This window comes from Protofrankia sp. CiP1_Cm_nod2 (assembly GCF_920664355.1).
Classification (GTDB): domain Bacteria; phylum Actinomycetota; class Actinomycetes; order Frankiales; family Frankiaceae; genus Protofrankia.
Window position 1 is genome coordinate 15,471 of sequence record NZ_CAKKTL010000045.1, and the last position, 14,901, is coordinate 30,371.

General features: G+C 68.3%; 12 protein-coding genes. 4 read left to right on the top strand and 8 right to left on the bottom strand.

Going from position 1 to position 14,901, the window contains the following annotated elements:
• Window positions 1-662 precede the first annotated feature (662 nt).
• The 5 genes from NBW84_RS07410 to NBW84_RS07435 all read right to left on the bottom strand — a co-directional run bounded on the left by NBW84_RS07410 (window position 663) and on the right by NBW84_RS07435 (window position 6,907).
• Window positions 663-1,622, bottom strand: coding sequence for a hypothetical protein (locus NBW84_RS07410; protein ID WP_250282960.1), 960 nt, complete (start codon window positions 1,620-1,622; stop codon window positions 663-665).
• Between the two features lie 1,685 nt (window positions 1,623-3,307).
• Window positions 3,308-3,883, bottom strand: a complete 576-nt coding sequence (locus NBW84_RS24140) for a methylated-DNA--[protein]-cysteine S-methyltransferase (RefSeq protein WP_445548660.1) — start codon at window positions 3,881-3,883, stop codon at window positions 3,308-3,310.
• Window positions 3,884-3,992: 109 nt separating this feature from the next.
• On the bottom strand, window positions 3,993-5,084 hold the full coding sequence (locus NBW84_RS07425) for a phosphotransferase (protein WP_250282962.1): 1,092 nt from the start codon (window positions 5,082-5,084) through the stop codon (window positions 3,993-3,995).
• A gap of 299 nt (window positions 5,085-5,383) precedes the next feature.
• Window positions 5,384-5,647: a hypothetical protein gene (locus NBW84_RS07430; RefSeq protein WP_250282963.1), complete on the bottom strand. Its 264-nt coding sequence runs from the start codon at window positions 5,645-5,647 to the stop codon at window positions 5,384-5,386.
• Window positions 5,648-5,692: 45 nt separating this feature from the next.
• Entirely contained in the window at window positions 5,693-6,907 is a 1,215-nt protein-coding gene (locus NBW84_RS07435) for a putative T7SS-secreted protein (RefSeq protein ID WP_250282965.1), read from the bottom strand.
• A gap of 585 nt (window positions 6,908-7,492) precedes the next feature.
• On the opposite strand from NBW84_RS07435, the gene NBW84_RS07440 reads away from it, so the two are divergent.
• Complete coding sequence (locus tag NBW84_RS07440; protein WP_250282967.1) at window positions 7,493-7,759, top strand: SemiSWEET family transporter; 267 nt, start codon at window positions 7,493-7,495, stop codon at window positions 7,757-7,759.
• Window positions 7,760-8,087: 328 nt separating this feature from the next.
• Window positions 8,088-9,425, top strand: coding sequence for an alkaline phosphatase PhoX (locus NBW84_RS07445; RefSeq protein WP_250282969.1), 1,338 nt, complete (start codon window positions 8,088-8,090; stop codon window positions 9,423-9,425).
• Between the two features lie 265 nt (window positions 9,426-9,690).
• Here NBW84_RS07445 and NBW84_RS07450 read toward each other — a convergent pair whose 3' ends face one another.
• On the bottom strand, window positions 9,691-10,707 hold the full coding sequence (locus tag NBW84_RS07450; RefSeq protein ID WP_250282971.1) for a hypothetical protein: 1,017 nt from the start codon (window positions 10,705-10,707) through the stop codon (window positions 9,691-9,693).
• 799 nt (window positions 10,708-11,506) lie between these two features.
• Here NBW84_RS07450 and NBW84_RS07455 point away from each other — a divergent pair.
• A complete protein-coding gene (locus NBW84_RS07455; RefSeq protein WP_250282973.1) occupies window positions 11,507-11,743 on the top strand; it encodes a DUF397 domain-containing protein in 237 nt (78 codons plus the stop codon).
• Between the two features lie 81 nt (window positions 11,744-11,824).
• Here NBW84_RS07455 and NBW84_RS07460 read toward each other — a convergent pair whose 3' ends face one another.
• Entirely contained in the window at window positions 11,825-12,697 is an 873-nt protein-coding gene (locus NBW84_RS07460; RefSeq protein WP_250282975.1) for a helix-turn-helix domain-containing protein, read from the bottom strand.
• 604 nt (window positions 12,698-13,301) lie between these two features.
• On the opposite strand from NBW84_RS07460, the gene NBW84_RS07465 reads away from it, so the two are divergent.
• On the top strand, window positions 13,302-13,808 hold the full coding sequence (locus tag NBW84_RS07465) for an NUDIX domain-containing protein (RefSeq protein WP_250282980.1): 507 nt from the start codon (window positions 13,302-13,304) through the stop codon (window positions 13,806-13,808).
• Between the two features lie 229 nt (window positions 13,809-14,037).
• Here NBW84_RS07465 and NBW84_RS07470 read toward each other — a convergent pair whose 3' ends face one another.
• Window positions 14,038-14,679 carry a DUF4232 domain-containing protein gene (locus NBW84_RS07470; protein ID WP_250282977.1) on the bottom strand — a complete coding sequence of 214 codons (642 nt, stop codon included), beginning with the start codon at window positions 14,677-14,679 and terminating at the stop codon, window positions 14,038-14,040.
• Window positions 14,680-14,901 lie beyond the last annotated feature (222 nt).

Consider the following 14,901-nt stretch of genomic DNA (forward strand, 5'->3'; position numbering starts at 1 on the left):
TCCGATCCGGCACGAGACTCTTCCGATCCGGCACGAGACTCTTCCGCCCCGGCACGAGAAAGGACCGGCAGCCGCCAGCGCCCAGCCGTCCAGCGCCCAGCCGTCCAAGGCCCGGTCGTCACGGCGGGCGCGCACTTCCCCGCACCGTCGCGAGCCTTCTCGCGACGAGGGAACCGGCCCTGGCGCGCCGCACCCCGGGCGGTCGTCCCATCGGTCGCACTGTCGCGCGCACCGCCACCGGACATACGCTCACCCCCACCACGTGTATCCCGCGCCCAGGAGATCGCCGTCCCGCGCGGGCCCTGTTCGGCGGGAGCCTGCTCAGGCCTACGCGGAAGCCCCGACCTGTGGGCCCGCGGTCTCCCATCATCACCGCATCGGCCACGAAGGCAACACGCCTGCCCAGCGGCAGACCGGCCGACGTTCCAGACAGCCGTCAGTGGCGGTCGAGCCTGGAGCGCCGGTCAAGCAGCGCGCATCCCGTCCACAACCGCCCGTACAGGCCACGATCCAGGCAAGTTTGTTGTTGTGCACGCTTTTTGGCCGCGTCAACGTACGTCAACGTACACAGCAACACACTCGTGCCGATCTTCTCCGGTGACCGGCGGCCATCGACGCGCGCCGCCGGTCATGACGGATACGTACGGTAACATGACCGGCGCTCAGGCAGCACCGGTGGCGCGAGGTGGACGGGCGCGAGCCTGCGCGGCTCCGGCGGCCGCCGCCTGCTCTATCGCGGCAAGTTCCGGCAGGCCGGACGGGACCCGCAGTGGTACCGCCACGGGCGACGGGGCCGCCGCCGGCGCGGCCGCGGTGGCCGGGCCGGCACGATGATCAGTGGCGGCAGGTGCCGGGGCCCACGACCGGCACGACCGGCACAGGCATTCCGCGGACGACGCCGGCAGATGGTCCAGCCGTCGCAACACATGATCGACGGGATCGTCCACCCGGCCGGCTCCGGCGCCGGCACCCATGGTGTCCACCAGGTGCATGGCCAGTTCCGCCGCGTTCCACGAGCCGGCGACAAGGATGCGGACGATCCGGTCCCGGGCGGCGGCAAGGGTCTGCGGGTCACGTCGGATGGCCCGGGCAAGCGTGACGACGACCTGCCCGGCCGCCTCGGCGACCAGCCGCTGCGGGGAGGCAGGCCAGGCCTGGCTGTTCCCCGCGGAAGCCGGCCCGCTCCCGTCCGCCGGCGCCGCCCCAGCCCGCACGCTCCCGCCCGGCACGGTTCCGCCCGGCACGGTTCCGCCCGGCTGGCTCCCGATCACCGGAATGACCCGGTCCTGGACGACCGCCGCGTCCGAGGTGGTCGTCGTGCCCGGTGCGCCCCCGGTCTGGTCGCTCCTGGGCGGCTGCTCGGTTGCGGAGCGGGCGTTTCCGGGCTGAGCGCTTTCGGGCTGAGCGCTTTCGGGGAATTCGGGCTGTGCGCTTCCGGCTGCCCCCGCACCAGGCACGGACGAGGTGTCCGCGGCCGGGGCAGCACCGGATCGCGGAACGGAAGGCGACGTCATCATGTTCGTGGCAGGGCCCACCGGAGGCACGGCCGTGGAGAAGGAGTCAGCGGGGACGGACGCGGTGACCACGGAGTTGTCCCCGACCACCATCAGCGCCTTGGCCATCGCGGCGCCCGTGATGCGGGCGCGGCGTCGGGCGGCGGCGCTCGGTCGGTCCGAGGCGGGCCGCGGGCCGGCCCGGCGACGGGACGCCACGGTGGCCGGCGTGGCGTCGGCTCGCTGGCTCCTCGGATACGCCGCGGCCATGCTGGCCGCGGCAGCCGGAGCAGCCGGGCCAACCGGAGCAGCCGTGGCAGCCGGAGCAGCCGGGCCAGCCGGAGCAACCGGAGCAACCGGGCTAACCGGGCTAACCGGGCTAACCGGGCCAGCCGGGCCAGCCGGGCCAGCCGGAGCAGCCGGAGCAGCCGGGCCAGCCGGGCCAGCCGCTACCGGAGTATCAGTCACCACCGGGGCTGGTCCGCCCGTGCGGACCTGACCGGACATGGTCAGCGCGAAGCTCGCGGGCCGGCGAACGGCGGGCCTGCTCAGCCCGAGCAGCCAGCCCAGATTCCGCAACAGCCGGATCTGCCGCTGCACGTGGGTACGGCTGTAGCCGGTCTCGGAGGCCAGCGTCACAAGCCCCGGAGAGCAGACCGCCACGGATCCGTCCAGGCCCGGGACCACCAGCTCGCCGACGCGGAGGCCACAGTGGCTGGCGAGCGCGAGCGCGACCAGCTTGGCGGCGCGCGGGAGGCGCGAGCGCAGCACCGCGCGTTGCCAGGCCGAGGGATCCGCCACTGGTGTACCGGAATCGGGCGTGGGCATGAGCACCAGCACGCCAGGGATGGCAAGCTGCCTGCCGGCCGCGGCCTTCGCATCCGACACCTGTGTGTTGTCGGCCACATTCCTCCTTCCGGCCAGTTGGTATCGACCAAACAGCGCGTCCCGCTGACGGCGGAGGGCTTCCCGTCGGGAACTCCACATCACCGGAGACGCCACGTCACATCACGTCGTGCCACATCGCCAGGGACAGCGTCCGACATGACGGCGGATGCCTTGGCCTATGGCGTATCTGATGGATGTTCGGTCGCGCGGGCGACCGCCCGGACGACCAACATCCATCGGACACACTCTGGACCAAAGACGGAACGACCGCGTTCCCGGCGCGTCACCGACGGCCCGGATTCCTCCGTCACCGTCGGGTCAGAAGTGACACGATCATATTTGCCGGTGCTCCCGGGGCTCCCACCGATTCCGGGATGCCTGCCGGATCAGTCACGCTGATCCGGCAGGCCCGGAAGTTGATCCGGTGGGCCCGGGTGCACGCCCCCACCCTCATTCCTCAATCCAAGATCCTATTGTCGGATGCGCCGACATCGTTCGATCCGCGTTCAAGCAAGGTACTCCGTCAGCAAGAACGACGAGGCGCCCGCCGACCACCATCGCCACACGAGGACAACACAACTTCACGAAGTCGTTGTGTCAGAATTGGGTAACTGATTCATTTCTTTTGGCGGTCATCTCAACCGTCCACGCAAGGAGAGAGGCGGACAGCAGAGCCCGCCCAGATGATCCATCACCGGCGACGAAGCGCCCCAACCACCACAAAATCATCGGATACCCAAAATAACACATCGAACGACCGGGTCACGAATCCAAAAGATCAACAAATCGGGCACGACAGGGACCGGGACGGGCCACACGGCGCCTCAACCGCATCCTGTAGAAAGACAAAACAAAACGCTACGCAACGAAAACATGATCGAACCAGTGGTCGTCGAGCCCTGCCCCCAGTCCGGACGAGCAACCGCTTATGTCACGGTCCGAGGCGACGGAACAGCCATGATCGGTTCTTCCGGAGCCAACCGACGCGGCCCGAGATCGGCGGAATCGAGAGTAGCGAGCCCGAGATCATCCTGATAGCCGCGGCCAAGGGTGCGACGCTCGAGATCAAGAAGGTGCCGCTTACGGCCGAGACCACCGGCGTACCCCGTCAGAGAGCCGCTGGAGCCGATCACACGATGACACGGAATGATGATCGGAAGCGGATTACGACCGTTGGCGAGCCCCACCGCGCGGAAGGCCGACGGCCGCCCGACAGCTCTGGCGATCTCCGCGTAGCTGCTGGTCGCACCGTAGGGGATGGCCGCCACCGCCTCCCACACCGCGCGCTGGAACGGCGTGCCGACCGGATGCAGCGGGACGTCGAAAGTAAGCAGATCACCGATGAAATACGCCTCTAGCTGTTCGATCACGTCCCGCAGGGACGCCGGATCCGGCTCGATGACCTCCGGCCACCCGGAGCCCGCCGCCCGCTCCCCCATGTGGACCGCGCACAGGCCAACATCATCACCAGCGAGCAGCAACGGCCCCAGCGGGGAGCTCATCCTTGCATATCGGGTAACGCCCTCCACGCGCCCTGACGCTACCGTCCAGCTACTACAGGGGGAAACGACTGCGTCACAACAGCCCAGGACACACGCGAAGATCACATGTTCACGACCGAAGAGTCAGCAAACATGATCCGCTGAGATAGTCATCCGCAAGATCGCAGGATGTCGTCGCGTACTCGGCGACGCTGGCAACCGCGTCCGCCTCCGGGCGGGAGCCCAGCCATGCCACCAGCAACAGCCTGCGCAACAGGACGAACGTCGCGATCATGCCCTCCTCCTCGGCCGACACGGGCATGTGCTGTCGGTAGGAGGTGAGCCAGGCATCGACGAGGCCGCCCACATCGGGCCGATGCTCGATGAAGGACAGGGACGCGGCCAGGTCGAAGAGGTACCAGCTGAACCCGCAGTCGTCGAAGTCGATGACCGTTGGCTCCTCCGACCGCCCGTCGACCAGCAGGTTCGCCAGGCGCATGTCCGCGTGGACGAGACCGAACCGGTCCGGCCCGGTGCCGAACCGCTCGATCCTGCGGCGGATCTCCTCGGCCGCCCGCGCCAGGACGGCGATCCCGTCACTGTCGATCATCTTCGGCCCGTTCCGGTCGCCGTTGGCTGCGATGCGAATCCCGTCCTGCCACCTCCCCCACCGGCCCTCCGATCCGAGGGTCGTCCGCCACGTCCAGGCGAACCGGGTGAAGCCAGCCGGTGGCTGCCAGGCACGGGCATGCTGGTGCAGCCGCGCCGTGATCTCACCCAGCGCACCGAACCCACGCAGGAGGCCCGCGGCGTCCGACGGATGCGGCGAGGATCCCCGCACCCACTCGAAGAGCGCCGCATAGCGCGGCCCACCGGAACCAGCCGACCGCGCCCCCGGGACGGGTGGGTCATGCGCGATCGCGGTTACCAGTTCCCCGTCACGGCTCGGAACCACCCGCGGCGTACGGATGACGCCGTCATGACGCAGCGCCTGGATCCAGGCCAGCTCCGAAACGATCTCCTCAGGCGGGTGGTAGCCGGGCCGGTACAGCCGTAATGCCCACCGGCGCCCCCCGGCCAGGTCGTCCACCTGGTATGTGATGTTCTCCGAAACTCCCAGCAGACCGACGACGGGAGCAACTCCAAGATCATATGAGGTGAGCGCCTGCTCGGCCAGCGCATGTGCCCGGTCGAGGCCAGGCCACCCGGGGTCGGGAAGCACAGCGCTGATCGTAATCAGGTGACGCTCCGCATCCGACAGTCGACGGGAACGGACAGGCCATCGGGGATGGGCGGGTCATCGGGGATGGGAGAAGGTGCGCGGAGCCCTGTAGCCGGTCGTGTGCCATCGTCCGTCCCGGGAGAAAACCTCGTCCACGGGCCGCGTACCGTTCCGGTGACGGAAAACGCTTATCACCCTTTTTCCGGAATCAACGGATTGGTCGCGAAGTAGTACGTCGTCCGGCTCATCATGACTCCTTACGTCGGATCCGCCGCCTGCGTTCCGTGTGTCTCCACTCCCTACGTCGGATCCACTCCCTGCGTCAGATCCACGGCGCCGGCCGAAACAGGTACCCGGACGAGGACCGCGTCCTGTTCCGCGTCGGGTTCGCTTCGACGCGCCGCGCTGGCACCGGGTAACCGAGCCTGCTCGTACAGCGCGTGCCCGATCGTTTTCGCGTCGAAGCTGTCATCAGCGTCTGGCCGACGTGCCACCGTCAGTGATAACTTTGCTGCGCGAATATCTGGTTCCGCCCCGGCGGCCTGCGCCAGGAAACGGTCCACGGCGGCATTCTGTTCAGCGGTGGGCGTGAGCCCTCCGTCACCGGCCTACCCCGTCGCACCCGCCGAGCCGGCGGTCGCGCCATCGGCGATGGGCGGCGCACCGTCGGCGTTCACGGCCCCCTCGCCCGTCGGCGGGTGCCGGCCCGGGAAGTTCCGCGACAGTGTGCTGGTGCGTACCCGCAGGCTCCGGATGTCGGCGGCCAGCGACGTAAGGCGGGTGCCGCCGGTTGCCGGCGCGGAACGGAGCCGCCCCCCGGTCAGGACCTGGCCGGCGCCATGTGCGTCGCGAGCGAGTTCGCCGAGCGTGACGAGCCCGCCGCCGCCGGGAACGCAGCCGAGCAGCGCAAGCCCGACATCCCCCAGGGAGGCCCGGCCGGCGCCATACCGGGCGAGGGTGTCGGCAAGGACCACGAGCGCGGCGGCAAACACCACCCACGCGACCGGCCCACCGATGACGGGCGCGACCACGCCCAGGACGGCGACGGTGGTTTTCGCGGCCCGGACAGCCGCGTTCCAGAATCGCCCGGCGTGTTCTGTCACGACCTCCCAGAAATGGCGGGACCTGTTCCGGATTCCCGCCCGGGAAGCGGCACGGATCGCGGCCGCGCAGATCGTCGCGGCATCCTCCCGCATCTGCCGCGCGGACGAGGCGAGGCGACGGGCCGTGTCCAGGTCGGCCTGCGCGTCCTGGAAGGTTCTTCTCGCCCGCTCGAGACGGGCCATGGCCGTGTCACGGTCGTGGATCGCCCACGTGACCTGGGCCGGATCAGGTGGAGGCGCCTCGACCGGGCCGGCGAAGAGGCCTGAGGCCGACACGCCCGGTACGGCGGTGGCAGGTACAGCAACGGGTATGGCCACCGCGGGCGACGCGGAAATCAGCGCGGTCCGCGCCAGGGCGGCCAGCGCATGGGCCTGATCGCGGCGGGCACACGCGTCCAGGCCGCTCGCGAGCGCGGCATCCGCCTGCGCCTGCGCCGTCTCCAGGACCGGCCCGTAGGCGTTCAGCGCGTCCCCGGCCATGCGGTGGGACGTCTCGAGTGCACGCAACTGCCCGGGGAACTCGCCGAGCTCGTCCCGGTAGCCGTCGCCGGCCCGCCCCAGCCAGGACCGCGCGGCCCCGTCGGCGGTCAGCGCGGCGACCTGGCCGCGGGCGCGTTCCACGTCCGCGGCGAACTCCAGGAGCCGGCGCGCGAGATCCCGCACGGCAGAGGGGTCGCCAGGCGTCGGATCGGCATCCAGGCCGAGAACGTCCCAGCCCACGGGCCGGCTCATTGCGGCCCACGACCAGAAGAATATGCGGGCCGGTTACGACAGCCCGCGGACAGCCAGCCGACCTGCACGTACATGCCCATCACTCCGACGGCTCAGGGGCGAAGCCAGGCAACCAACGTGGACATGTTGACGGTAACGCGAGAACCGGCCGGACGCACCCCTCCGCCAAGGATTTCATGCCAGAACATCCGGCGACCCCCGCCAAATGTTCAGAGCTCCATCGAATGGCCAGGGCGAAGCCGCTCGGGTACACTCAACGACAGCATCCCGCGCAGCGGGTATTCGCGGGTATTCGGCGTCGACGGCACTGGCATACCGGCTACCGTGGGTACGCGGATTCGTCCGTGCACCGGCCCAGGAGCGCGCATGACGCGCTATGACAAGCATCACAGGACGTCGCCCGCCCCTCGAGCACGCAAACAATACAGCCGCAGGTCAGGCCATGGCACGACCGGCACGGTCAAGGGGGCAGCCAGCCAGTGAACACCTTTCTTTCGGATCTTTCGGAACGCTTCCGGCAGACCTCTATATCTTCGGCTATATCCTCGACCGGAACAACGGGAGGGGACGCGGATGACGATACTGGGCCTGCTGGCAGGCGCGTTGACGACGGGATGCTGGCTGCCACAGCTCCTGCGGTCCTGGCGGACACGGTCCGCCAGGGACATCTCCTGGACCTATCTGGGCATCCTCGGGCTGGGGGTGACTCTGTGGCTGAGCTATGGTCTGCTCACCAACGAAATAACGATCATCCTGGCGAACGGGGCGACCATCAGCGCCATCATCACCCTGGCAGGCCTGAAAGCCCTGTTCGACCGCGAGGCCCGGGAGACCACATGACGACCGGTGCGGCGGCCGCGAGGGCCTGAGCCCCGGCGGCCGCGCACGCAGAAGCTGGACGGATCCGAGCAGGGCCCCGTGGCGGGCTCGTTACGGGCATTGCCCGCGAGGGTGCCGGGAGCAGTGACTCCCGGCTTGCCGCGAGCCGAATCCAGCATTTCCGAAAAACGGAACTTCCGATGAATTTTCAATGAATCCGGCCCCGTGATCAGTATCCGGCGGAATACATAGATCAGATGGTCGACTGCCGTTCGACTGGGTGTTGCCTCGCGTCCACGTAGGTCTGCAAACGTGCTGACCCGGTATTTCAAAGAGGGGACAATTACCCATGTCTGTGAGTCGTCGCCAGGTCATCGCCGGCACCGGAACGGCGGGTCTGGGATTCGTGTTGTCAGGAGCGGTTGGTTCGATCTTCGGTGGGACTGCCTCGGCCGCGACGCCGAACGGGTTCCACGGCTATGGGGAGCTCATCCCCGACCCCGCAAAAATCGCCGACCTCCCCAAGGGCTTCCAGTACAAGGTTCTCTCCCGGGCCGGTGTGGACACGGTGCTGACGGGCGAGAAACTTCCGGGGCTCCCGGACGGCATGTTCGCCTTCCCCGGACGCAAGCGCAACAATGCGGTACTGGTACGTAACCATGAGCTTTCCCCCGGCGCGGCGAACCCGGTTCCGCACCTGCCCGGGCTCGTCTACGACCCGGGTGCCGCGGGCGGCACCACCACCGTCACGGTCGAGGGCGGCCAACTGCTCTCGCAGGTGGCGAGCCTCGCCGGAACGATCCGCAACTGCGCCGGCGGCCACACCCCGTGGGGAACATGGCTGTCGTGCGAGGAGACCGAACTGACCCCGGCCTCGGATGCCCGCCTGACCAAGAAGCACGGTTACGTTTTCGAGGTGGATCCCCAGGGCCGCCTGAACGACACCGAGGCCGTCCCGCTGAAAGCGCTCGGGCGCTATGCGCACGAGGCGGTTGCGGTCGACCCCAAGACCGGGGTCCTGTACCTCACCGAGGACGCGGGCTCGCCGCTCGGGCTGATCTACCGGTTCCTGCCGGCGAAGCCGCTGGGCGGCCCGGGCAGCCTGCGGGCGGGCGGGAAGCTGCAGGCACTCGCGGTGGCCGACGTACCCGATCTCTCCGTGTTCACCGAGCTCGGCACCACACTGCCGGTCACCTGGGTCGACGTGCCCGACCCGGACGCGACGACCACACCGGTCCGCAAGCAGTTCGCCGACAACGCGGTCACCCGCGTGTCCAAGGCCGAGGGAATCTTCTGGGAGCGGACGAGCGCCTACATCGTCTCCAGCTATGCCAAGGCCAGCTCCAGGCTGGCAGGTGTGCACGAGGGGCAGGTCTGGGAGTTCAACCCGCGGAAGTCGACCATCGAACTGGTGGTCAGGATCGCCCCGGGCGGGCGTTTCGACGGCCCTGACAACATCACCATCTCTCCCTACGGCAGCCGTATCGTGCTCGCCGAGGACGGCGACGGTGAGAACTACCTGACCGTCGTGGGTGACGACGGCACCGTCTATCCGCTGGCACGCAACGTCGCTTCCGACGGTGAGTGGGCCGGCGTGACGTTCTCCCCGGACGGCACGTGGCTGTACGCCAACGCCCAGGTCGACGGCCTGACCATCGCGATCACCGGCCCCTGGCGGAACAACTAGGAAAGCAGGAGGGCAGATACGGCAGAGGTCCCGTCCGTGGCGTTGTCGGAGCCGGAACGACACGACAACGCCACGACGTCACCGGCGCGGGTCATGCGGAACTCTCCTCCCCGGCTGACGCGACGCCAGGTCCTGGCCAGCGGTACGGTGGGCAGGCCCGTCGGCGCGCCCTGACGTTCTTTCTCGGATACCTCTGGCTTGTATCCCGCGTTCTCTTCCTGGCCGTCTCTATCCTCCCGCCGGTCCGCGCCAGCTCGTCGGCCGGTCAGCAGGCTTCCTCCGACGGATATCCCGCCGCGTCGGCGAACAGTTGCTCGTAGCGCCGCTCCAGATCCCTGCGGCGGGCGAGCAGCGGGGCCACGAGCTCCACCAGGCGTTCCCGCTCACGGATGAGCGCCGAACAGCCATCGCGTTCCGCGTCCTCGACCGTTTGCCGGTCCTCGTCGGTCGCGCCTGGCTGTCGGGCCACCTCGGCCAGGGCAGCCTCACAATGATCGATTTCCTCGGCGATGGCACGGCAGACCCGGTTCGCCTCCGCAAGCGCCGACCACGCCCGGCCCGCGGCGGCGTCCCGACGGGCGATCTCCTCGGCAGTCACCGACGCGGCGGCCCGTTCGTGAGCGGTGATCAGCGGCTCGACACGCGCGCGGTGCTGACAGAGCCGACGGTCCGCCTCGGCGGCTGCCGCCACGGCTGCGCCGAACTCGCTCTGCCGTCGCGACACGAGGCCCCCAAGACGCGATCGCTCGTTGCGGTTGCCGAACCGGTCACTCCGCCAGTCGTTGGCAAGCCTGTCTCGCTGTCTGCGAGCATCCCGTAACCGTCTCTCGGCGAAAAGCACCATGGAGGCGGTGTGAGCGGCTCTGGCTTCCAACCGCTGGACCTCGGCGCGTAACCGGATGGCCTCAGCAAGATCAGAACGTGCCCGCTCGACCGCCGCGAGGGCGGTGGCCGCGTCGCTGGCGGCCGACCGGCAGCTGTCACGGGCCCGTTCGGCCTCCCACAGCCGGCGGTTGGCACCGTCGTGGACGGCGACGAGCTCCTCGACACGTCGGTCCCGCTCGACACGTGTGCTGGCGGAACGGAAGGCGGCGATGTCGAAACCGGCGAGCCGGCGGTCCAGTTCGGTGATCCGCAGCAGCTCGGGGGTTCTTAGCAGGTCGAGAAGCTGCTGCCCAACCTCGTCCCACTGATTGCGCAACGTACGCAGGCTGACTTCGGCCGCGACCTGCTCAACCACCGCGACCCGCTCGACGAGCCGCTCAACCCGTCCCAGCACCATGACCGTCCCCCAGGTTGGCCAAGCGGTGGTGCCCCGCAGCGGACGAACCGTACGCGGCGATAACGACGAGAATTAACAAAATTACAGATAGTAAGAATACTAGCGCACCGGGACCATGTGCAACGCATGCGGCCAGCAAAAACCGCCACATCCCGGGCAGCCCTCCACGCTCCAGCCCCCACACCCCGAGCTCGACGCTCCAGACGTCCACGCCCGAACGACGGGGGGGAGCGCTCGGCGTCAACCGATACGCTTCGTGATAACGGTGATCGGAAAACGGCCACCACCCGAACAGCAATAACGATCTTGTTTTTCGTCCACCTCGGCGCATCCGGAGCGGACGGGGAGATGCCGGCCGGCAAGTCGGCCGAAGCGCACGGCCAGTAACCACACCCTGGGGCCGGTCTCGCATATGCACGTGCGAATGACCGTGCTGTATCCTTCCCGCGAAGTACGTGCATATGCACGCGCTGATGATTGACCGTCCAGTTGCTCATCGGCAGGCGGGGAGGGAACGTGGTCCACGCAGGGCTCGGGTCGCGGTTGCTACGGCCCGGCCCAGTGCCGCGTCCGCGGTACCGGACGCGGCACTGGGCCGGGCCGCATTCCATGCCACGATCACTATGGCCCCGCGGTCGGGCCCGAGATACCTACCGGGCGTCCGAGACCGGCTCCCGGCAACGGCCCCGGAGGAACCGAGCCTTCCAGACCCGCTTCCGGACCCCGGATTCGGGCGGCATCCTGGACGCCGGAATTCATGATCATATTGTTTCGTTCCTGTCACACGAAGGAGGCCGACTTGCCCGAGATCTACAACGGGATTTCCACAACCGCGTTACCAGAGGTCACCTGGAAGAAAAGCCGGCGCAGCAACTCCCAGGGAAACTGCGTCGAACTGGCAAGGCTGTCGCCGGAGACCATCGCGGTCCGTAACTCCAGGGACCCGAACGGCCCAGCTCTGATCTACACCCAGGCCGAGATCGAGGCGCTCATCCTCGGAGCCAGGGACGGCGACTTCGACGAATTCCTGCGGTAGCGCTGGTCCGCCGGGGCCCGGGCCCGTGTGCGCGGAGGCTGAGGCAGCCTGCCTGCTTCAGCCCGCCCGGTACGGGCCCTCTCAAGCAGAGCTCTCCCTTATGATCCTGTTCAGTACCTCGATGCTGGCGGCGGGAGGCACACTGTCGACGCAGAGACGGTCCATCGCCTCCATGTAGCGGTCCACGTCCTCCCGCTTGTCCAGGTAGACCGCGCCGGCGAGCTGTTCGATGTAGACGATGTCCGGCAGGTCCGCTTCGGGGAAACGCAGGATGGAGAAGGCGCCGCCCTCGGCCGCGTGTCCGCCGAAGCGGAAAGGCATGATCTGCAGGCTGAGATTGGGCCGGCTCGCAAGCTCGATCAGATGTTCCAGTTGAGCGCGCATCACCGCGGGGCCGCCAAGTGGACGCCGCAGCGCGGCCTCGTCGATCACAACCCACAATCTGGGGTGCGATGGTCTGGCGAGCAGTTTCTGGCGGTTCATCCGCACGCTGATCCGGCGCTCGATGTCCTGGGGCCGGGCACCGCTGTTGCCGAGTGTGATGACAGCGCGCGCGTAGTCCTCGGTCTGGAGCAGGCCCGGGATGAACTGGACCTCGTAGGTCCGGATCAGAGTCGCGGCCTCTTCCAGGCCCAGATACGACTGAAACCAGCTCGGGAGGACGTCGGTGAAATTCTGCCACCAGCCCGGTGTGTTGGCTTCCCGGACCAGCTCCATCAGCGGCGCTCTCTCGGCGTCGTCCGTGACGTCATAGAGGGTGAGCAGATCGGCTACGTCCCGTTCCTTGAAGCTGACCCGCCCCAGCTCCAGGCGACTGATCTTGGATTCGGAGCCCCGGATACTATACCCGGCCTCCTCGCGGCTGATGCCCTTCTCCTCACGTAGCCGCCGCAACAGGGAGCCGAGGAGAATCCGGCGCACGGTGGGCCCCCCACCGGACTCAAGCGCCGTCACAACCCACCCCCTTCACCATCGTCTGAGCACAAGAGTATGACACCCGATCTTCACGACCTCACCGGTTCCGACACCTTCTGCACGTGCACCCGTGTCTTGCATTTGCACGCAACGAACGCCATGATGTGCAGGCAGCCATGCTGATGTCACGCACGCAGGGGTTCCGGGAGGCCGTGATGACAACCCACGGACACACCCGGTGTTCGACGACGCCGATGACGCCGTCACCGATCACCGGAACAGTGCCCGTCGTCATGGTCATCCGACGATCCGGAGTCACGGCGGTTCACCACCGGCAGCACGGCAATGTGATCGGGTGCCGGTCGACAGAGCGGTTCACGGACATGCCAATGAGGCATACGCCGTCATTTTTCCGAATCACCGGCTCAGGCGCGGAATGCCTCCCCGCTGCGGGAAGTGAATCCGGACAGCGGATGATCGTCGGCCTTCGGGACGGACGGACGGACGACTGTGCCGGCGGGATGGCCAGCCGGCTGCAAGGAGATGGCAGGGCGGTCGCGGGGCGGCTCCTCTGGAACAGGGTGTGGGCACATCCGTGGCCTGGTGCCACTGCTGGCGACACCCGCCGAGGGTGGGAGTGGTGATGGTCGACAATGCCGGCCCGGGCACGGGGTTGCCGGTCGACGTTCATGTGCTGATGTGGCGCGTGGACGGATCGGTGCTGCTCTGTCGTGGCGCCGAGTCGGATTCACCATGGCAGTTACCGTGGTCCGAACTTGGCAGTGGGGAACCCGCGATCGAGGCCGTGCTGCGGATAGCCGACGAGACCCTGTCGGTGATGACAATGGCGACCCATGTGTGGCTCGCGCATGTAGCCCATCATCGGTTCATCGGCGGCGGTGAACGGCTGGGGCTGTTCTTCCGGCTGACCCACTGGAGCGGGATACCCACACCGGGCGCAGACCCCCGGGCAAGCCGTCTGCAGTGGCACCACCTGAACGCACTGCCGGAATCCCTGGCGGCTCTCGACCGGGAAGCGTTGGCCCGCTGGCAGGACAACGACGTGTATTCAGAGCTCGGATGGAACCCGCAACAGCTGTGTGCGGTGCCCCGGCTACGGGCTATCTCGGGTGCACGGGCGTCCTCGTAAGAGGAGGACACCATGGCATGACGAAACCGTCGTGTAACAAAATTGTGGCACGAAAAACCACGGCCTGACGAACGGGGTGGTGTTGTAGAGCTCTGGCACCGCCAGAGCTCTACAACACCGTCATAGCGCCAGACGGCCTACCGCCGTACCGCCCCGAGTTCACCCAGGATTCACGCGTTCGCCAGCACCGGTTGGGCTGGCTGGCCGTGTCGACAGGTGCGAATTCCGGCTACCGGGGCCGTGTGCCGGCCGTTCCGGCCACGACAGGGTGCACCTGGAACGCGTCGCAGATGGTTGTCTGCCGCTCCACCACCTGGACCCGGGTCTGGTGCGGCGGAATGACCACGAACTGCTCGTAGGGCAGGCAGGCGGATTCGTCGCCGGACCGTACGGCCGTCCACTCGACACCGAACGACGCGGTGCCCCGCGGCTGGAGGACCACCGTCTCGGGCGGGCCCACCCGGAACAGGTTGCCGCCCTCGGAGCGGGCCGCCGGCCGTTCCTGCCGCCCGTTGTCGTCCGTGGCGGCCACGGACGGATAGCCGATCAGCGAACACGGCTGGTCTGAGGAACTGGTGAGAACGACGACGAACCCCTGGCGCTCCCCGGACGGAGCACCCGCGGACGCACCCGCGGCCACCCGCAGGCCCGCCTCGGTACACAGCGGTGGCGATCCGGGCGCCGGGCTCAACTGGCCGCCGGGGCCGGCCGGCGGACGTGGGGAGGAAGCGTCGCTGCCGGTCTGCGCCCTGGCGCCGGCCTCCGCGCCGAGCGGGGCGGCGGCCGGCGACGGCGTCGCGGGTGCCGGTGTCCCGCCGCCGGAGCCACAGGCGGTGGCACCGGTGACAAACAGTAGCCCAGCCCCCGCCACGACGATCCGGGTTGTACGGGTTCGGGGTCTGTTCGGCATGTGGGCAAGTCTTGCACCAACCGGTCCGTGTCCGGGAGGTCACCCCGGACGTGGTATCGGACGTGGCGCCGGACCGGCGACGACGGCTGTGACAGCGTGCCGAGACCGTGCCGGGGCGGCGCGTGGGGCCGCGGCGGGCCCGCGGTATGCCAACGTGCGCCAGACCCACGACCGAAAGCACCG

Bases quoted from the DNA above. Each gene is read 5' to 3' on its own strand.
- NBW84_RS07410 (WP_250282960.1), bottom strand. From the start codon at position 1,622: ATGGCCAAGGCGCTGATGGTGGTCGGGGACAACTCCGTGGTCACCGCG.
- NBW84_RS24140 (WP_445548660.1), bottom strand. From the start codon at position 3,883: ATGAGCTCCCCGCTGGGGCCGTTGCTGCTCGCTGGTGATGATGTTGGC.
- NBW84_RS07440 (WP_250282967.1), top strand. From the start codon at position 7,493: ATGACGATACTGGGCCTGCTGGCAGGCGCGTTGACGACGGGATGCTGG.
- NBW84_RS07445 (WP_250282969.1), top strand. From the start codon at position 8,088: ATGTCTGTGAGTCGTCGCCAGGTCATCGCCGGCACCGGAACGGCGGGT.
- NBW84_RS07450 (WP_250282971.1), bottom strand. From the start codon at position 10,707: ATGGTGCTGGGACGGGTTGAGCGGCTCGTCGAGCGGGTCGCGGTGGTT.
- NBW84_RS07465 (WP_250282980.1), top strand. From the start codon at position 13,302: ATGGTCGACAATGCCGGCCCGGGCACGGGGTTGCCGGTCGACGTTCAT.